Source organism: Secundilactobacillus malefermentans, assembly GCF_008033155.1.
GTDB lineage: Bacteria > Bacillota > Bacilli > Lactobacillales > Lactobacillaceae > Secundilactobacillus > Secundilactobacillus malefermentans.
In genome coordinates this window covers 1,860,915-1,880,966 of record NZ_CP042371.1, presented here as the reverse complement: position 1 = coordinate 1,880,966, position 20,052 = coordinate 1,860,915, and the positions used below count along the sequence as shown (strand labels likewise).

The following is a 20,052-nucleotide window of genomic DNA, read 5'->3' as shown; positions in this document are numbered from 1 at the left end:
AAAAGAATGATCGCACAAAAACGAGAACAAATTAGAATCATCGATCTAATCATGATTGCGATTGGGTGCGCTACCTACGCATTTGGATTGGTCGAATTTAATATCGCCAATAAACTAGCAGACGGTGGGATTAGCGGGATTACCTTGATTTTCCGGGCCCTATTTCACGTTGATCCCGCCTATATGACCCTGATTATCAATATTCCGTTAATTTTTATTGGGTATCGATTTTTGGGTAAGCGTTCCCTTATCTACACCATTTATGGAACAATCATGCTGTCCTTTTTCTTATGGGTTTGGCAACGAACCCCCATTGTGATTAATATTCACCACGATCTCGTTTTGGCCTCAATCGGGGCCGGCCTGCTGGGTGGCGCCGGCAGTGGCCTCCTTTACCGATTTGGTGGCACAACGGGTGGCACGGATATTATTGCTCGAATTTTTGAACGATTTAAGGGCGTGCCAATGAGCCAAACGTTGCTTTGGCTGGACGTGGTTGTCCTGGTCGCATCACTCGTTTACATTGATGTGCAGCACATGGCGTACACCTTGATTATGTCCTACATTTTCTCAAGAATTGTGAACTTGATTCTCAGCGGGGCCAACTCTGCCAAGGGTGTGCTCATCATTAGTAGTGAATCTAAGAAGATTACCGATGCCATCATGGTGCGAATGCAACGGGGTGTCAGCATTATTCAAGGCAAAGGCGGCTACTCTTACGAAGATCGGCCAATTCTGTACGTGGTGGTCAGTCCCAGCGAACTCTATACCTTGCAACTACTGGTGGACGATTTTGATAAGCAGGCCTTCCTCTCGGTTCTCGATGTGAGTCAGACGATGGGTGAAGGATTTAGTTATAAACGACCGGAAAAGAAAATATTTCATAAAAAATAAGTGGCTGGGACAAAACTGACCTCTGAATAAAAAAGTAGTTGGAAAAACTTATTCACTAAGTTTTTCCAACTACTTTTTTGACTCTGCTGACGACTTGAAAGGATGATTTTCATCATCTTCTTTAAGTTTCCGGCCATTAAAATGATCCCCAATTCATTTTTGGCTTTTTCTAACCCTCTGACTGATAAGCGTTTGAACGCCAAATTAGCCTTCAAGTTACCAAAAACTGGCTCAACTTCAATTTTACGCTTTGCGTAAATTGAAGCACCTGTCTTACTTGAAAGCTTAACTCTAATTAATCTTTTTTCCATTTCCCAATGCGGATTTATTTGGATTGACCGTTGGTTACCCCTTTCCGTAATCGAATAGTGATAACCTTCGGGATCCTCGTATTGATTGGCTTCATATTTTCGAATGGTCCGCTGAAACCCATACTTATCAGTCCTGTTATAGACTTGTTTAAAGGAGAATTGAATATGATGCTGATCAGTGAAACTGTCAGTTGCGTTATCATAGGTCCAATTCATAACCTTATTGGCATCATTTTTATACTTCTTGGATTGTTCTTTTAAATACATTGTATAGGGAATAAGTGGCGTCGCTTTAAAATCCTTTAAAACAAAGTCATAATTTGGTTCACTACCATAACCTGCATCCGCTACTACGTAACGGAACGTGGCCTTTCTTTGTTGGACTTGATTCAAAAATGGGACTAGCGTTCTTTGGTCAGCTGGCCGTTGATTCAAATCATAAAATAGGACAAATTGATTTTGAGTACCAATCTGTAAGTTATATCCTGGTTTTAATTGACCATTTTGCATTGGATCTTCCTTCATTCGCATAAAGGTTGCATCATGATCAGTCTTAGAAAAACTGTTTCGGTTTCCCAGAATTTCAAGATAATCTTCATATTTTTGCTTCCGAGGCTTTAAATCCGAAGTAATAATATGCTTAAAATGTTTTAGTTTTCTTCGTCGTTGCTTTGATGGCGAGCCACCTTTAATGACTTTTTCTGCACTAATTTTCTGATCGAGGTCATCAATATCATGTTCTAATTCACGTTCTGCATGATCTAACTTCGCCAAAGTGCCTTCGGCATCAGTTGCTAGATTAACCTTTTCTTGAATCATGTCATCAAATAAGGCGCTAGCTTTTTCCTCTAACTTGGCATCATTTCGTTCGACGCTTTTTCGCCAAACAAAGGAGTATTTATTGGCATCTGCGACAATCTTTGTGCCATCAATAAATAACGATTCGTCATCTACTAAACCATATGCACTTAATTGTTCATGAAATTGAAGAAACATTTTTTTGATAATCCCTTTTGCTACTTGTGAAATTCGAAAGCGATTAATGCTCCGATAACTTGGGACTTCGTCCGGATTACCAATTAACCACTTCATTGGTAGGTTTTCCTCTGCCATTTCTTGGATAGCACGGCCAGAAAACGTATGACGCATATAAGCAAATAATAGGAGTTTCATCATCATCGCTGGCGAATATTTTGGTCGCCCAAACTTGTCAGCATCCGGATACAGAATTTCAGTGGGAATACTATCTACAAAATCACTAATTGAAACGACAATATGATTGGGATTAATTTTAAATTCAATTGGAAATGTTAATATGGTTTGGTTATTGTTATAATGTTTATACACGGTGGGCACCAACTTTCTTATTTTGTGGTGATTTAAGATTAACAGATTTGGGCACACCGTGCCTACATAAAATGAAAGAACCAGGAATTCAAATTCGAATTGATGGGCTCTAAAAAAGTTAGACACTTATATTAATATTTTTAGGCTGTAAGGGCTTGATTCCTAATTTCGATAGGAGTCAGGCCCTTACTTTTTCTAGAAATTCGCACGTTGTTGAATCTTGAGATGTATTTAGCAAAAGCTTGCTTAAATTCTTCGACTGATTTGAAATTTTTACGCCAGATGAATTCTCTTTTTGCTAAACTGAAAAAACTTTCCATTGGTGCATTATCGAGACAATTTCCCTTACGGGACATACTTTGAGATAAACCAATTTCTTTTAACTTATTTTGATATCCATCTAATTGGTATAAGGTCCCCTGATCACTATGGAGTACTGGAGTTACATCTTCAGGCAAGACCTCTTTTAGCTGATCTAAACACGCAATTACTTGGGCAGCATTTGGTGAGTTTCGTATGTCAAATGCTAATACTTCTTTACTGTACATGTCGATAACGGCGGACAAATAGAGTTTAGTACCAAGTATATTAATTTGGGTAACATCGGTCGTCAGTACATCGTACGGCTGTTCTACAACAAATTTAAACGACTTTTTCTGTTTGATGACATATTTTTCTCGAACTATATTTTTAGCAACTTTTCCTTGTTCACCACGATACGAAGAAAACTTACCAGATCTTGTCCAATAGCACGTAGGCATTAAATCCATGCTGCGCATGATTTTACGAACCGTATCGTCATCATACGTAAACTGCATTTTCAATAGTTCTACATGCATTCGACGATAGCCATAAGTCTCCTCGCTACCATCGTAAAGCCATTGGATGACATCTTTTACTTCACGATATTTATCATCGTGGGAATGCTTTAAATGATAATAAAAAGTTTTGCGATTTAATCCTACAACTGCTAAGAGGACCGTTAGGTCGAATTGCTGCCTTAACGATTGTACTACTTGGGTAAGTTGTTCTTTCGTCGTCTTTTCTTGATCGCTAAGGCTTCTAATTTTTTTGAGACGGCTAGCTCCATTTTAGCTGTCTGAAGCTGTTGCTTTAGTTCCAAATTCTCTTGTTTCAACGCATCTAATTTATTTTTCGGGATTGCTTTCTTTTTTATCATTTGTTTTGATGGCCTTCCTCGTTTGGCTTGTAAGGCATCAATGCCATGTTCATCAAATTTCCTTTTCCACTGATAAATCAAACTGGGCTCCACATCAAAATGAGCACCTGTTTCATTGAAACTTAAGCCATTAGTTAACATGTAGTCTAATATATTAACCTTATCTTGACCACTAAAACTTCGTTTTGCCTTTTTGGATGCCAGTGCTGACATTCCATTGATTTTTGCACGTTGGACCCATCTGACAATGATTGAATGATTCAGGCCATTCATACTTGCCAAATCTTTATAACTATAATTACCCTCTAAATACTCATTAACAATTTTCATTTTAAATTCTAAAGTATATTTTGACATACAGAAAAGGACTCCGATTCAGTTAGATTTTTGTCTAACTTTATCGGAGCCCTTCAAATTCCTGGTTCTTTTATTTTAGATTAGGACTTTTGTCCCAGCCTCTTGTTGCGATTAACTTAAAATCCCATTTGCTGAAAATCTTCCAACAACAGGTTCATTTCGTCATCCTCTGGTACAAGTTCCAAATACTTTTTAAGTAAGGTAAAGGCCATTTCCATTTGCCCGACTTTTCTGAAGAAGTACACGGCAGGCTTTAAGAAGTCTTTTTGATCCATAAAGAATGGTTGTGCATTTTCGTACGCTTCCTGCGCCTTGTCCAAATTCTCAAGGTGATTATAGGAGACGGCTAAGTTCCAGTAAAGCTGTGGATCAACTTTTTCCTGATCTAGATAACTTGAAACTAGGTCAATGTTGTCCTGCCATTTCTCCTGTTTAACAAACAAATTCGATAATTGAATCGCAATTTCCAAGTCTTCAGGATCCAATTGGCGACCTTTATCAAGGTATTGCTTCGCCAAATCTTCGTCATCCAGCTTCAAAGCTGTTTTGGCGGCCTGCAACCACAACTTTTCATTATATTCATCAACGGCTAAACCTTCCTGCAAGACTTTCAAGGCTTCGTCATTCTGATTTTCAGCCTCATACGCCTGCCCTAGGTATGGATATAGGGAAGTGTACTGGGAATCACTTTCTTGTAGCTCAGAAAGCGTCTCAATCGCTTTTTTGGTATCTTTCAGTTGGAGATAGGTAAATCCTAGCTCAAATTTGACGTCAGGCGTCATCTCACCGGAATGGACTTGTTCCAAGTAGCCCACTGCTTGCTCAAAGCGGCCTTCATTTGCATAGGCTACCCCGACTCGCTCCACAATGTTAACGGCAGAGAAGGTTAAGTTCCCCGCTTCAATAATCTGCATGTAAAGGGGAATTGATTTGGCAAATTCACGCATAGTGAAATACAGTTCCGCTAAGGCAAATCGAATAACAGTTTCATCAGGTGCCAGTTCCAGCGCCTTGAGTAACTTTTGTTCGCTAACTTCAAAGAGTTCCTGCGTTTGGTAAAGATCAGCGGCCACCATGAGGGATTGGACGTAAGCCGACGAATCAGGTTTGATTTCGTTTAAAAGTAACAGTGCTTCATCGGTTTTATCTTCCCCCACCAAAATATCCGCCAAATTCGTGCGTAATTCATCTTCATCAGGATATTTTTTGAGTAGGTTTTCGTATATTCGTTTGGACTGGTTGATAAAACCAAGCGAATACAGTTCTTCCGCAAGGCCGTATAGTGTGTCGTCATCATCGTGCCTAAGTGCGAGCGCAAATTGTTTTTTAAAATCGTCAAGTTGACCTTTTTCAAGCAGGTCTAATGCAGCTTCAGAATAACTCAATAAATTTCATCCTCTTTTTAAACAGTTTAGGGTTAAACATTAACATGACTCACAACAAATGCAACAGAAAGAACTCCAACAAAAAAACCAGCCGACAAGCGTCGCACTGGTTTCTCACTGTAAAATAATTGCTTATTTAACAGCATCCTTTAAAGCTTTACCTGGCTTAAATGCAGGTACTTTGCTTGCTGGAATTTGGATTTCTTGTCCAGTTTGTGGATTGCGACCCTTACGAGCTGCACGTTCACGAACTTCGAAGTTACCAAAGCCGATTAATTGGACCTTTTCGCCCTTAGCTAAAGTTGCTTGAACAGAACCAAATACTGCATCTACTGCAGCAGTTGCATCCTTCTTTGTTAAACCAGTTGCTGATGCAACATCGTTAACCAATTGTGCTTTGTTTGCCATGTTAATTTCACCTCCCGGAATATCATTAGATGGAAAACCATCTAAGCTGTCATTCTTGAGTGGTCCAAAAATGATGAAACGAATACGGACAACCGTATTGATTCTTAATCAAAGATAGCACAAGAAGGCTTATATGACAAGGTTTAAAAGCGCTTTCTGACCTTTTTTATGAATAATACGAACGGTCTGCATAAATATACGAAAAGTTTTCGTAAAAATGGTAGTTTACCCGTTGAAATCAGGGCATCTACCTACTTCCGTTTGCGTTCAATAATTCGAATTGGGGTTCCTGAAAAATCAAAGTGTGCTCGAATCTGATTCTCAAGGAAACGCTCATACGAAAAGTGCATTAGTTCCGGATCATTAACAAACACGACAAATGTTGGTGGCTGAATAGCCACTTGTGTTGTGTAGTAAATTCGCAGTCTGCGTTGATTAATTGTTGGGGTTGGATTCATCGCAACCGCATCAACAATCACATCATTAAGCGTTGCAGACTGTACTCGTTTGGCATGATTCGTTGCAACCTTTTTGATAAGTTCAGGAAGCTTTTCGAGTCGCTGTCCAGTCTTTGCAGAGACAAAAATCATAGGTGCATAGGCCAGATACTGGAATTCTTCACGAACGTGCACTTCGAAGTCATGCAAACTGTGGTTATCCTTTTTAATCGTATCCCATTTGTTAACCACAATAACGATTCCTCGACCAGCCTGATGGGCGTAGCCTGCAACCTTCTTGTCTTGTTCACGAATGCCCTCTTCAGCATTGATAATAAAGAGCACAACGTCTGAATTATCAATTGCCTTCATGGCCCGCATAACACTGTAACGCTCGGTATTTTCGTAAACTTTACCACGTTTTCTAATTCCGGCAGTATCCACCATCGTGAATTCATCACCATCCGGCGTCGTAAACGGCGTATCAACTGCATCTCTAGTTGTACCAGCGATATCGGATACGATAACCCGGTCAGTGCCCAAAAGTGCGTTGACGATTGACGATTTTCCAACGTTTGGTCGGCCAATTAAACTAAAGCGGATTGTTTTATCCTCTTCATAATTAGCTGATTCAGGAAAGGCCTTCACGACTGCATCTAGGAGATCTCCTAAACCAATTCCGTGAGATCCTGAAATTGGGAACGGATCGCCAAATCCTAGCGCGTAAAAGTCATAAATGCCAACTCTCATTTCTGGGTTGTCAACTTTATTTACGGCTAAAATAACGGGTTTATTTGATTTGTACAGAATTCTTGCGACGTGCTCATCAGCATCCGTCACGCCACCACGACCACTAACTAGAAAGACAATCACGTCAGCTTCATCAATCGCAACTTCTGCTTGTTCTGAAATTTGTTTCAAAAATGGCTCGTCACCAATATCTATTCCGCCTGTATCAATAAGGCTAAATTGGGTTCCCATCCATTCCGAATTTGCATAAATTCGATCTCGGGTAACACCAGGGGTATCTTCAACAATCGAAATTCGGTCACCCGCAATTCGATTAAAAATTGTCGATTTACCAACATTTGGTCGACCCACAATTGCAACAACTGGTTTTGCCATGCAAAACACTCCCTTCTCTTTTAAATAAAAGTTTCCATATCAATAAAAAAGGACGAGGCGAAAAATGACTTCGTCTCGGCCCATTAGCGAATTAACGCTTATTTTTCAGAATCTTCACTGTTCTTTAATTGATCACCAATTAGGTCACCTAAAGTAAAGCCAGTATCTTCTTCAGGAGCATTGGCAATTGAACGTTCGTTTACGTTGTTGTTACGACGCTTAGAAGGTTTGTTGTTGCTTCTCTTGCTCTCGTTGTTGTTGTCTTCTTCAGCAAGACCAGCTGGCTTTTCAATCAAAGCCTTGATTGATAATGCTAAACGATGACGCTCTGGGTGTACTTCAAGAACCTTAACGTTAACCTTTTCACCAGTCTTAAGAACATCATTTGGTGTTGCAATGTGCTCATGAGCAATTTGTGAAATGTGAACAAGTCCTTCAACGCCAGGGAATACTTCAACAAAGGCACCAAAACTAGTCAAACGCTTAACAGTTCCTTCAAGAACTGCGCCTTCTGGTGCTTTTTCTTCGATACCATCCCATGGTTCTGGAAGTGTTTGCTTGATTGAAAGTGAAATTCGGTTACGGTCTTCGTCAACAGAAAGAATCTTAACGTTAACCTTTTCGCCAACCCTTAAGACGTCTGAAGGCTTGCCGACACGTTCGTATGAAATTTCTGAAACGTGAACTAATCCATCAACGCCACCAAGATCAACGAAAGCACCGAAGTCAGTCAAACGAGCAACTGTTCCTTCAACTGTATCGCCAACAGTCAATGTTTCCATAACCTTTTCACGACCTTCAGCCTTTTGTTCTTCAACAATGGCACGGTGTGACAAGATTAATCTGTTTTCACTAGGTTCGATTTCAATAATCTTAAACTCTAATGATTGGTCTTTAAATTGGTTCAAATCTTCAACGAAATGATCAGTAATCATTGATGCGGGTACGAATCCACGTACACCAGCATCTACTACTAAGCCACCCTTAACAACTTGTGTTACTTGGGCAGTCAATGTATGACCAGCTTCGTATTCTTTTTGAATATCATCCCAAATCTTTCGGGCTGCTAAACGACGAACAGATAGTAAGTAACTGCCGCCTTCTTTATCGTTACCAATCTTTGAGATGACAACTAAATCAAGCTTGTCACCAACTTTAACAACATCTCTGATGTCTTCAACTGGCTTTGTTGAAATTTCTTTTTGTGGTACAACACCTTCGATACCGGCGCCTTCAATACCAACAATGGCTTGCTTGTCATCATCAATGGCAAGTACTTCACCCTTAACAACGTCACCAATTTTAACTTCTTCAACACTGTTTAATGCGTTTAATAAGTCTGCATTATCATTCTTTTCACTCATATGAATATTTCCTCCTCGCGACAACTCTAAACACTATTTTAGCTGAAAAGCTTTCTAAAAGCTAGTGCCAAGCCCTTATCTCTTAATTATTTTATTTTATTTGATGTAATTTGAATAATTTCGTCAACAACCTCTTGAATCGTCATTGGCGTTGTATCAACCTTAACAGCGTCTTCTGCTTGCGTTAATGGCGCTATTTCTCGATGAGAATCTTTGTAATCTCTCGTCTCAATTTCCTGCTTTAAAACTTCTAATGGGGTGTGAATTCCTTTTGCATCGTTATCTGCAAATCGGCGCTTCGCACGTTCATCAACGCTGGCAACTAAGAAAATTTTAACTTGTGCATTTGGTAAGACGGTTGTGCCAATATCTCGGCCATCCATCACAATGCCACCCTCATCAGCAATTTGACGTTGCCGATTGGTTAACTCTTCTCGGACACTGCCGATTGCAGCTACCGTTGATACGTTATTGGTAACATCAGGTTGGCGAATATCGGTTGTGACCTCTTTCCCGTCCAAAAAGACCTTTTGATCGGGTTTACCTGGCTTAAACTTAATCTCAGTCGTTGAGAGCAACTTGACTAGGCCAGCCTCATTCGTCAATTCAACGCCCTCTTGCATCGCTTTTAAAGTTAACGTGCGATACATTGCACCTGTATCACAATAAATAAAATTAAAATGCTTTGCGACTAATTTAGCAACTGTGCTTTTTCCAGCAGATGCTGGTCCATCAATTGCAATCTGTATCTCTTTTCCTGCCATCACTAAAGACTCCTAAATATATTCTATTTAACTCTTAACCGTTGTCCTGGCGCTAAAGTTGAGCTAGACGATAGTCCATTTAACTCAAGTAGCCGCTGAACGGTTATGCCATTGTTGACGGCGACTCGGTAGACACCTTGTCCCTGCGCAACGGTCACGTATTTCTTAGAACTGGTTTTTGTGCGACTACTCGAACTACTAGCCTTTGTCGCAGCACTGCTTGAGCTGGCCTGTTCAGTTGAAGAAGATGAGCTTGCCTTTGAAACAGAACTACTGCTCGTTACGCTTGCCTTGCTACTACTAGCTTTTGAGCTGGTTGCAGCCTTTTTTTTAGAACTTGAGACTGTTTTTTTTTCTGCTGAACTCGATGACTCAACTTTGGAAGAGCTCACTGATTCGACCGTTTGTGGCTTATTCATTGAGCTTTGCTTAGCTAAGCCAATAATCAACGAAATAATTGCAATCAAAATGATAACGGTAACCAGGATAATCGTAATCAACGTGTTATTGTGATTCCGTTTATTACGCTTTGTCCGTGACAAATTTCCCTGATCATCCCTATCATCAGTGAAGGTTTGGTCCCAAGGTTTGCTGTCCTTTTTAGATGAGTGATCATCATTTTTCTGACTCATTACTTTACCTCCCGAAATCTTTCAGAAATTATTGTACCATACGGCCCAGTTGATTTGTTTAATTTTTAAGTAAGAATAAGTTGGAAATAACCCGTTTCCAGTCTAATTTAACTGGGTTCGTTGTATCTAATATTGCTGGTTCTGGTAAATTTAAACTTTCGATGATTTCGGATGTTATTTCATTACTGCAGCATTTTTCATCATGATCCTTTATGGTCGCTTTGAAGTGTCGGCCAATGAGCTCTCGTTTGCATTCAGCATAGTTCACGTAACTGACCATTTCACGAATTGATTGCGTTCTGCTCTGCTGGCGCTTTTGTAACAGTTGCACCAGTTGATCTTCACGAACGCGATGGGTTGCGTAAAATTTGACGAGTCGAAATTTGTCGTCATCCACTTTCGCAAACCGCGATGGATTTTGATAATAGAGGTGAATTTCTTCGTTTGTCGGTAGCGAGCTTTCGGCGAGTGATAACTGAATTCGTTCGTCATTTTTTTGATAGAGGATAATTGCGACACTTTGCTTTCCATCCCTACCAGCCCGGCCAACCTCTTGCCAATAATCTTCAAGGGTTGATGGCATGTGATAGTGAATGACAAATCGAATGTCATTTTTATCAATCCCCATGCCAAACGCACTTGTCGCACAAATCAGCTGAATCTGGTTGCTCATGAACTGCTGCTGAACCTTAAATCGATCATCACTGCTCAAATCAGCGTGATAAGCAGCGACGTTAATGGCCAGTTCGTTATTGAGTTCCTCAGCCACCTGATTCGCCACTTTTTTACTTGAAAAATAAATAATGCCCGGCATCGTCAAGTTGCTAATGAGTTGCTTAAGGTGATTCATCTTATCTTTGGCGCTATCAACGTGCTGTACCCCAATGAAAATATTAGGTCGGTCAATCGTGGTCATCACCTCTGTTGCATCAGGTAGGCCCATTTTGGCTTTGATATCTAATTTGATCTTAGGAGTTGCCGTTGCCGTGAGCATTAATGTCAGCGGACTACCTAGTCGCTCCCGTAATTTACCTAGTAGTAAATACTCAGGACGAAAATCGGGACCCCAGGTTGAAATACAGTGGGCCTCATCAATCACGAGTAGCCCAGGCTGCAACTGCTTAATTCGGTTAAAAATGGCATCGTTGACCAGCATTTCTGGTGACATGAATAGGAACCGGTACTGATTAAGATGAGCCTCGATGTACGCCTTATCCTGGCCCATCAGCAATGAGGTGTAGGCTACAGCCCGTCGCTCCCCACGATAATTCAAACTGGAAACCTGATCCTGCATTAACGATAATAATGGCGAAATAATAATCACGAGTCTATTGGAAATTTTGCCGTAAAGTTCGTAGATGAGCGACTTTCCTGCACCCGTTGGCAGAATTGCTAGGGTGTCTTGATTAGCCAACAGGGACGTTACCGCAGCTTCCTGCCCATCCCGAAACTCGTCAAAGCCCGTGTATCTTTTTAATTCAGCATGTAGCTGTGCCCTATTTAACATGTTCCTTACTCCTTAAAATTTGATAGAGTCGAAAATAAAAGAAGTCTAAATCGGGTAGTTTTGCCGTCAATTGATCAAACTGCCATTCATCAATCTCCTGCCCACTTAAAATTGAGGCTAACTGTTTACGAAGTGATTGGCTTATTAACGCATCATAGGGAATTTCGTCGATTGGCAATAAAATGGCGGCTTCCAAGATATGCTCTTTGACGGTACTTTCCTTAAGTCTTCTTTGCTGACTAATTTGCTTAAATGAGTGATGCTGCCACACCTCGGCTAGCGTTTGCGTGGCACTTGCTGAAACCCGTGATGAGTCAATTCCAGCAATTAAAGGACTCAATAGACTTTCAGGATTTTCCTTAATCCTCGGAATAAATCCGAGCATCACGTCGGTTTGAATAGCTGCAATTTGGTCAACGTCGCTATTATATTCGACTGCTAACTGTTGTGTTGTCAGACCCATGGTGCCATGTCCCATAAATCGAAAGGCCACCAATAAGGCTAAGCGGTCATCATTCAAGTTTTGAAGCAAGTCCTGAATTTCTTTGGCAAATAGGTCAACAGTTCCGTTTATTTTAAACCATCTAAACCATTCACGCGCAAACTGGAGATTCGCTTGTGACGCCAACTGTGGGTAATATTGGCGATTATCAAAACTGTACTCTGAAACTACCTGAATAATCAGCAAGAGCCTTTCCTGAAATAGTTGCGAATCATAGAACTGACCCACGGCGAGATTCTGTGGCTGATAATGCGTCTTTGCCAATTGATTGAGTCGAGCTGTTCCAAATTCAGTTAGTCGAAATTGTTGATCAACGGCCTCCACCAACTGTTCCTGAATCAATTGATCAAAAACTGAATCATACGTATCCCGCTGTAACTTTTTTTCATAACCTAGCCAATCTAAAATCCCGTATCGCATCCCCCAAAAGAGAGTTGAAACGGTTCGCCGACCCTTTAATATATTTTCAACAACCCGTTTTCTGCGAGGCTGTTGGTCCGAAAGCAAGCTCAAGAGACGAAATTCGTCCACCTTATTTACCACCTTAAATTAAAAACGATTTATGAACAGTATAATACATTTAACAAAAAAGAGGCCCCAAATTGGGGTCTCTATCATATACGAATTTAAAGTGTCATTTTGCCTTGCTTATTCAGCCATCTCTTCATTCGCCCAACAATTAGCCAGAAGACACCACCCACTAAAATTCCCTTGATGATGTTAAACGGAATCACACCAATCAAAACTAATTTAGGAAGCGCCATTGGCATTGTCATGCCCAGTAGCTTTGCATAGACTGGCAATAAAACAAACAAGTTAGCTAACGCCATGACAACGGTTAGAACAACCGTCCCAGAAATAATCGCAATTGGCATTTTCTTACTTAGTGAAGCATGTTGCATATGTTTCAAAACTGCAGCGATTGGTAACAAGAACCCCACGCTCGCAGCAAATGACGCCAATATTCCGATAAGGTTTATGACGTCGACCCCCGTCAACAGCCAATAAAGGAAGCCTTTAATGGCGGCAATTAATACACCACCCAATGGGCCAAAAATAACGGCACCGAGTAAAATTGGGATATCAGAAAAATCAATTTTCATCCATGGTGCAAACGGAATAATTGGAAATGAAATGTACATAAGTACAAATGAAATTCCTGCGAATAACGACATTTCGGCCACCTGCCGAATACTGTAATGCGACTGACTACGTTCCATATGAAACTCCTCCTGTAGTTGGTCATCTCGCAAAGAGCACATTATCTAACCGAATACGAAAAGAGACCACACCAAGAAGATTGGCATGGTCTTTGATTGTCTCCACTCAAATAACTAATCTTCTATATACCAGACTTTACTGTCGGTACTGGAATTACACCAGTTCAACTAGCTTACGCTAGGTCGCGGACTTTAACCACCGGTCGGGAATTACACCCTGCCCTGAAGATGAACCTTAAATTAATTACAAATTGAGCATACATGATAACTTTAGAGAAAGCAAGAGTTTGTCTTACATTTGCACTTGCTTCTTTAATTGCTTAACCTCTTCTGGCTTAAGTCTGCGCCATTCACCAGGACGTAGGCCCCCCAATTGGAGGAATGAATATGATTCGCGCTTTAGTTTTTCAACTGGGTGCCCAATTGTTTGAAGCATTTTTTTCACTTGATGGTTCTTGCCTTCATGAATGGTCATCGAAACGATGGCCGTTTTTTTGGCGCGATCCGCAGACGTCACTTTAACTCTTGCCGGCGCTGCCTTGAAAGTATCGACCTGAATCCCGTGCCGAATTGTTTCCAGCTCATCGTTAGTGGGAATTCCTTCAACCTTAGCGACGTAATTCTTTTCAATTTCATACTTTGGATGGGTTAACCGATTCGCAAGTTCCCCATCATTAGTGAGTAAGAGAACTCCCGTGGTGTCGTAATCCAACCGACCAACAGGGTAAACACGTTCGTTGACTTCATCTTCCAGCAGGTCCATCACGGTTGCCCGGTGCTTTTCATCGGATACGGTTGAAATAATGCTCTTGGGCTTATACATCAAAATGTAAACCGGTGCCTCATTCGCAATTGGCACACCATCTACCACAATCTGATCATTAACCGAAACTTTGGTTCCCAGTTCGGTCACGACTTGGCCATTGACCCGAACCCGTCCCGTGGTAATCATTGACTCAGATTTCCGTCGTGATGCCACACCTGCATGTGCTAACACTTTTTGTAGTCTTTCCATTTATTTATCTCCTGCTTCCCATTGTTTGTTGAATAGATTTATCAGCGTCTCACTTTGCGACTCATCATCCGCTTCTTCATCCTTCAGTGGTGGTAATTCTTTAATTGTCTTTAATCCAAAATAATTCAGAAACTCGGCCGTCGTCTTGTAGATAATTGGTCGTCCCGGCTCATCAGCCCGTCCCGTATCTTCAATCATCTGGCGCAAAACCAATTTTTGAATGGTCGAGGAACTCTGAACACCCCGAATATCATCAATCTCAATTCTCGTAATTGGTTGTTTATAGGCAATAATTGCTAATACCTCGAGTGAAGCTCGCGACAGATTCGTTGACAGAGGCGATTCAAAGTACTTTTTAACAACCGGTTCAACTTCCGATTTAGTTGCTAGGCGATACACGTCAGCGCTTTCTAGGACCGTAAAGGGACAGTCCTCATCAGCGTCATAACTTTTTTTCAGAACAGCAACCATCTCGTGAATTGCTGGTTTCATGAAACCAGTTAGTTCCGCTAGTTGACCGACGCTAACGCCCTCATCCCCACTGACAAAGAGCAAACTGGCAACTTGCTGTAAATTTGTTGTCATGCCTGTGCCTCCTCTGATTTCCGTTTGCCTTGATAGACTAACTTAATCGAGGCAAACTGATACTTTTGGCTGAGACTGAGTTCATGATCCTTGGCAAGCTCCAAAACGGATAAAAAGGTCGCAACGAGTTCATCTGAGTCGGAATGACTATTTAGAAGATTTTCAAAGTAAATTGGCTGCTTATTTTTAGCCAATTGATTCATGACGACTTTCATTTGTTGCTCGACGGTAAATCGATCGGCATGAATTCGTTGAATCACCGTTTTTGAGTCCCGCTTATTAATTAATCCTAACAACGCCTGCTGCAAATCCTGAGTCGTCAATCCAGGCGCAACCATTTCGAGTTCGGTCCCAATCGGAACTTCTGCTTCTGAACGTGAGAATTGCAACTTCCGCGTTTCTTCTAGCGCCTTTAAATCTTGCGCAGCACCCTTATACTTCTTATATTCAATCAATTGGTTGACTAACTCTTCACGAGGATCTGCCATTTCAGCATCCGGCTCTACCGGTTCTTCTCGCTTTGGCAGCAACGTTCGCGCTTTAATTTTCATTAAGGTGGCAGCCATGACAAAGTATTCACCGGCAACGTCGAGCTGATTTGCTTCCATTTGATTCAAATAGGTCATGTACTGCGTAGTTATTTGGACAATTGGAATATCATAAATGGAGACCTCTGACACCCGAATGAGGTGTAAAAGAAGGTCGAGTGGCCCTTCAAAGTCATTTAGCTTTATGGTTAATTCACTATTCGCCATGCTCCCGCTCCCATTTTTCAACTATCGCCGTCGTTTCCAAAGTTCCAATTAGCCGTTTCTTTGGATATATATTCATTAATTCGGTTAATATTTTGCTTGAGGTTTGCTGTCCCCGTGCTTGAGGTGTCAATGCAATTAATCTCAGCAAGACGTATTGTTCCATATTTTCAGATCCAACAATTCCCACGATATTATCGAATTCATTTTTATATAAGAAAAGTTCCCGTTTATCACTTTGCTGATACCATTCGAGTTGATGGTTAACTTGATGAATATCCTTAAAATCAGGGATTAAAGATAACAGTCCCATCGCAACTTTTTCATAATCATTTCGATATTTTAAAAGCAACCGAATCCCCTCCTTTGAGCTTTCCTGTGTCTTATAAACTGTACCATAAACAAAATTCGACAACAATTCAACATTACGCTCGTGGATGGTACTTTCGATAAACTTCCGTCATCCGCTTCTTTGAGATATGCGTGTAAATTTGGGTCGTTGAAATATCCGAGTGACCCAGTAATTCCTGAAGAACTCGTAAATCGGCACCATTCTCCAAAATATGAGTGGCAAAAGAGTGGCGTAATGTATGCGGGGTAACGTCCTTTTTGATTCCCACGAGGGCCACGTACTGCTTAATCTTTTTCCAAATACTTTGACGACTTAGCCCGGATCCATGGGCATTCAAAAAAACGTAAGGAGATTGACGATTCTTTAACAGTTGTGGCCGACTATCTCGTAAATAGCGGTTTAACCAGTCAATTGCAACGTCGCCAATTGGAATAATACGTTCCTTATTCCCCTTACCCAAGGTTTGAATCAGGCCCATTTCTAAGTGAAGATCATCCAGTTTTAAATGAACAAGCTCACTCACCCGTAGTCCAGTTGCATACATTGTTTCCAAAATCGCGCGATCCCGACAGCCATATTTAGTACTGGTATCCGGTGCATCCAGCAACGAATTTACTTCAGTTTCAGTCAAAACTTGAGGTAACGGGTGTGCTTGTTTGGGGGATGATACCTGGACCATTGGATTTTCTGAAATAAATTTTTCCTGCATTAAATAGCGAAAAAAGCGCCGAAGAGTTGAGACCGCATGAATAACGGAGTTTCGCGCTTTATTTTGCTTGTTCTCATATTGAAGATAATCAAGAATGACGAAACGATCAATCTTGTTCCAACTTGATAGATCCTTGGTCTTTAAATAGGCCATGAATTCTTTTAGATCTTGATTATAGCTCAAAATGGTATTTCGTGATAAGCCACGTTCCACTTGGCTGTAATGTAGATAATCTGCAACTTGGGTTTCTAACCCCATCATTTCACCCCCGAATATATAGGTTTATGACTTTGCTTCGCCCGCTGGTAACAGGATGATATTTTCAGTATTTTCAGAAATTAATCGTTCCTTTAGTAAATGACCTAAAGCCCGCTTAAATTGACCTTTACTAATACCGAAGTAGGCTTTAATGTCAGCTGGGTCACTCTTATCCGTAAATGGCAGTTGATGCCCATCTGCGTGTTGAAGTGCCACCAAAATCATCTCAGCATCTTCACCAATTGCCTCATAAGCCCGGGGCTTCATTGATAAATTGAGTGTGCCATCTGGATGAACCCCGATGACCCGTGCTTTGATTTGCTGACCAAGTCTTGGTTCTTCGTCACGTTCACTTGGATGGACAAATCCTAATTGGTACTTGTCCGTAATAACCTTCGTTCCAGCAAGCTTTAATCGATAAACCGTTGCTGTCACATTATCATTCATCATTTGTTTATTGGCAGGCTGTGCCAATGCGGTATAAATCTCTTCATCGGCTAATTCACCCCAGATTCGATTCTTCTTATCGACTTTCAAGGAGATCAAGAGCTTATCTCCCGTTTGAGGCCACAATGAGTTGATCGTTGGCAAATCATCCAAAGAAACGGCAATATCCTTGTTTGGAAGACCTACGTCAACGAAAACGCCAAGGCTCCGTTGTGATCTAACAACCGTTCCAAAATCATAATGGCCAACCTGAACTTTTGGTGCATTCCGGGTAATTTGGAATTTATGGGATTCGTTCTCATAAGCAAATCCAGAGAAGTCACTGCCCTCCTTCAAAGGCTTTTCAATCTCTGCCTTATCAAGGCGGAAGGTTTCTCCTTCAACCTGTACGTAATAATCTTTCTCATTTTCATCAGTTACTTTTCCGGTAATAATCCGGCCTAATAATTCTTTCATTTTAGGTTCCTCACTTTTTACAATTTCGTCTTAGTTCAATTCTTGCAATGCCTTATTTTACACGTCTTTTAGTGAATAAGCGAGACACAAAAAAGGACCTGGTCGCCCAGATCCTTCTTTTTTGACTTTATTTACGATTAAAGTGCGTTTGAAGCACCGTGATAAACGATACCACGACGTGAGTCAACGGTGATTAATTCGCCATCAGAAATCTTTTCGATTGCTGAGGTAGCACCAACGATAACTGGAATTCCCATTGAGATTCCAACTACTGCGGCGTGTGAAGTTAATCCACCATTTTCAACAACAACGGCGCTTGACTTTTCGATAGCTGGCAAGTAGTCCTTGTCAGTGTTCTTAGCAATCAAGATTCCGCCTTCAACGGCTTTTTTGTTAGCTTCGTCAGCTGAGTTAGCAACAACGGCTTTACCGATAACAGTTTCGTCACCGACACCTTGGCCTTGAACTAACTTTGAACCGATCAATTGGATCTTCATCAAGTTAGTCGTGCCTCGTTCGCCAACTGGAACACCAGCAGTGATTAAGATAAGGTCGCCTTCCTTGGCTAAACCTGATTCAACGGCCTTAGCAGCTGCTAAATCAAACATCTCATCAGTGTTAGCTGGCTTCTCAACAACCATTGGGTAAACACCCCAGTTAACCATCAAACCACGACGGGTACGATCGTCAAAAGTGATTGCAAGAATGTCAGCATCTGGACGATACTTAGAAATCATTCGAGCAGTGTAACCAGAAGCAGTTGCAGCAACAATGGTCTTAACACCTAATTGCTTAGCAACACGGGCAACGGAAGCACCAATTGATTCAGTAACATCACTAGTGTCGCCTTCAACATCAGCAGTACCGAAGTCGCGTAATGCGTTTTCAGCCTTAATGTCGATACGGTTCATAGTAGCAACGGCTTCAACTGGGTATTCACCGTTAGCACTTTCACCAGAAAGCATTGTTGCATCAGTACCATCAAATACGGCATTGGCAACGTCAGATGCTTCGGCACGAGTAGGACGTGGGTTTTCTTGCATTGAGTCTAACATTTGGGTAGCAGTAATAACTGGCTTACCTAATTGGTTACACTTGCGAATCAAAGTCTTTTGTACCAAAGGCACATTTTCAGTAGGAATTTCAACACCCATGTCACCACGAGCAACCATCAAACCATCTGAAACCTTGATGATATCATCAAAGTTGTTGATACCTTCTTGTGATTCAATCTTAGGGAAGATTTGAACATGTTCCATGTTCTTTTCCTCAAGTAATTTACGAATATCAAGAACATCTTCTGGCTTACGAACAAATGATGCAGCGATGTAGTTGATTTCATGATCCAAACCAAAACGAATATCGCTTGAGTCTTTGTCAGTAATACCTGGTAAGTTGATTGAAACGCCAGGTGCGTTAACACCCTTACGTGAACCAAGTAACCCATCGTTTTGAACAGTTACGACTAATTCGCGGTTAGAATCGTCCTTGTCGTCAATTAACATGTCAAGAAGACCGTCATCAAATAGAACGTGACCACCAACAGTTACATCATCAAAAAGGCCTGGGTAAGTAACAGCGATTTTGTCTTTAGTACCTTCAAGGCTTTCGTCCATAGAAATACGTAACTTTTCGCCGGTCTTAAATTGAATCTTACCGTCTTTTTGAACAGTTGTACGGATTTCAGCACCCTTTGTATCGAGCATAAGGCCAACCGTCTTACCAGTAATCTTTTCTGCTTCATGTACCTTTTCGATACGGTCAAGGTGCTCAGCGTGATCACCATGTGAAAAGTTGAAACGGAAAATATTGGCACCAGATTCAATCAACTTTACAATAATGTTGACGTCGGTGCTGGCAGGACCAAGGGTACTAACAATCTTGGTTTTCTTCATTAGAATTATCTCTCCTTTAATTTAAGTATAAATGCTTCCTTTTGATTCACATAAGCAAACAATCATACTTTTTAGATTCCGTTAGTATTCTAGCACTTTTAAAAACGGTTGTCTTTATTGATTATCCCTTATTTATCAAGTAACCGGTTT

Annotated in this window: 20 protein-coding genes and 1 riboswitch; of the genes, 1 reads left to right on the top strand and 19 read right to left on the bottom strand. The window is 41.0% G+C overall.

Annotation, left to right across the window (positions count from 1 at the left end):
- Positions 1-6: 6 nt before the first annotated feature.
- Positions 7-894 carry a YitT family protein gene (locus FGL90_RS09215; RefSeq protein WP_010619781.1) on the top strand — a complete coding sequence of 296 codons (888 nt, stop codon included), beginning with the start codon at positions 7-9 and terminating at the stop codon, positions 892-894.
- Here FGL90_RS09215 and FGL90_RS09210 read toward each other — a convergent pair.
- The 19 genes from FGL90_RS09210 to pyk form a co-directional block, all read right to left on the bottom strand.
- A complete protein-coding gene (locus tag FGL90_RS09210) occupies positions 882-2,552 on the bottom strand; it encodes an IS1182 family transposase (protein WP_187240419.1) in 1,671 nt (556 codons plus the stop codon). The two genes, FGL90_RS09215 and FGL90_RS09210, sit on opposite strands and share 13 nt — an antisense overlap.
- Positions 2,553-2,692: 140 nt before the next feature.
- A complete protein-coding gene (locus tag FGL90_RS09205; protein WP_076621487.1) occupies positions 2,693-3,619 on the bottom strand; it encodes an IS3 family transposase in 927 nt (308 codons plus the stop codon).
- Complete coding sequence (locus tag FGL90_RS09200; RefSeq protein ID WP_010620867.1) at positions 3,565-4,089, bottom strand: helix-turn-helix domain-containing protein; 525 nt, start codon at positions 4,087-4,089, stop codon at positions 3,565-3,567. The genes FGL90_RS09205 and FGL90_RS09200 overlap by 55 nt, the downstream gene beginning before the upstream one ends.
- A gap of 116 nt (positions 4,090-4,205) precedes the next feature.
- Entirely contained in the window at positions 4,206-5,474 is a 1,269-nt protein-coding gene (locus FGL90_RS09195; protein ID WP_147657793.1) for a tetratricopeptide repeat protein, read from the bottom strand.
- Positions 5,475-5,606: 132 nt separating this feature from the next.
- Positions 5,607-5,882 (bottom strand): HU family DNA-binding protein, encoded by a 276-nt coding sequence (locus FGL90_RS09190; protein ID WP_010619779.1) that lies wholly within the window; start codon positions 5,880-5,882, stop codon positions 5,607-5,609.
- Between the two features lie 251 nt (positions 5,883-6,133).
- Positions 6,134-7,444 (bottom strand): ribosome biogenesis GTPase Der, encoded by a 1,311-nt coding sequence (gene der / locus FGL90_RS09185; RefSeq protein ID WP_010619778.1) that lies wholly within the window; start codon positions 7,442-7,444, stop codon positions 6,134-6,136.
- A 98-nt stretch (positions 7,445-7,542) separates the two neighbouring features.
- Positions 7,543-8,808 carry a 30S ribosomal protein S1 gene (gene rpsA / locus FGL90_RS09180; RefSeq protein ID WP_147657791.1) on the bottom strand — a complete coding sequence of 422 codons (1,266 nt, stop codon included), beginning with the start codon at positions 8,806-8,808 and terminating at the stop codon, positions 7,543-7,545.
- 86 nt (positions 8,809-8,894) lie between these two features.
- Positions 8,895-9,572, bottom strand: a complete 678-nt coding sequence (gene cmk, locus FGL90_RS09175; RefSeq protein WP_010619776.1) for a (d)CMP kinase — start codon at positions 9,570-9,572, stop codon at positions 8,895-8,897.
- A 23-nt stretch (positions 9,573-9,595) separates the two neighbouring features.
- The gene (locus FGL90_RS09170) at positions 9,596-10,204 is read right to left on the bottom strand and encodes a LysM peptidoglycan-binding domain-containing protein (protein WP_010619775.1); all 609 of its coding nucleotides are present in this window, start codon (positions 10,202-10,204) and stop codon (positions 9,596-9,598) included.
- 58 nt (positions 10,205-10,262) lie between these two features.
- Positions 10,263-11,711 carry a RecQ family ATP-dependent DNA helicase gene (locus FGL90_RS09165; protein ID WP_147657789.1) on the bottom strand — a complete coding sequence of 483 codons (1,449 nt, stop codon included), beginning with the start codon at positions 11,709-11,711 and terminating at the stop codon, positions 10,263-10,265.
- A complete protein-coding gene (locus FGL90_RS09160; protein ID WP_147657787.1) occupies positions 11,701-12,744 on the bottom strand; it encodes a helix-turn-helix domain-containing protein in 1,044 nt (347 codons plus the stop codon). Before FGL90_RS09160 ends, FGL90_RS09165 begins: the two co-directional genes overlap by 11 nt.
- Before the next feature lie 95 nt (positions 12,745-12,839).
- A complete protein-coding gene (locus FGL90_RS09155) occupies positions 12,840-13,433 on the bottom strand; it encodes an ECF transporter S component (protein WP_225423040.1) in 594 nt (197 codons plus the stop codon).
- Positions 13,434-13,546: 113 nt separating this feature from the next.
- Positions 13,547-13,667, bottom strand: a riboswitch (FMN riboswitch).
- A gap of 58 nt (positions 13,668-13,725) precedes the next feature.
- On the bottom strand, positions 13,726-14,448 hold the full coding sequence (locus FGL90_RS09150) for a pseudouridine synthase (RefSeq protein WP_010619770.1): 723 nt from the start codon (positions 14,446-14,448) through the stop codon (positions 13,726-13,728).
- A complete protein-coding gene (gene scpB, locus FGL90_RS09145; protein WP_010619769.1) occupies positions 14,449-15,033 on the bottom strand; it encodes an SMC-Scp complex subunit ScpB in 585 nt (194 codons plus the stop codon).
- Complete coding sequence (locus tag FGL90_RS09140; protein ID WP_147657785.1) at positions 15,030-15,788, bottom strand: segregation and condensation protein A; 759 nt, start codon at positions 15,786-15,788, stop codon at positions 15,030-15,032. The genes scpB and FGL90_RS09140 overlap by 4 nt, the downstream gene beginning before the upstream one ends.
- A complete protein-coding gene (locus FGL90_RS09135) occupies positions 15,778-16,137 on the bottom strand; it encodes an N-acetyltransferase (protein ID WP_147657783.1) in 360 nt (119 codons plus the stop codon). The genes FGL90_RS09140 and FGL90_RS09135 overlap by 11 nt, the downstream gene beginning before the upstream one ends.
- Before the next feature lie 73 nt (positions 16,138-16,210).
- Complete coding sequence (gene xerD / locus FGL90_RS09130; protein ID WP_147657781.1) at positions 16,211-17,107, bottom strand: site-specific tyrosine recombinase XerD; 897 nt, start codon at positions 17,105-17,107, stop codon at positions 16,211-16,213.
- Positions 17,108-17,128: 21 nt separating this feature from the next.
- The gene (locus FGL90_RS09125; protein WP_010619765.1) at positions 17,129-18,007 is read right to left on the bottom strand and encodes a CvfB family protein; all 879 of its coding nucleotides are present in this window, start codon (positions 18,005-18,007) and stop codon (positions 17,129-17,131) included.
- A gap of 137 nt (positions 18,008-18,144) precedes the next feature.
- Complete coding sequence (gene pyk, locus FGL90_RS09120) at positions 18,145-19,902, bottom strand: pyruvate kinase (protein ID WP_010619764.1); 1,758 nt, start codon at positions 19,900-19,902, stop codon at positions 18,145-18,147.
- Between the last annotated feature and the right edge of the window lie 150 nt (positions 19,903-20,052).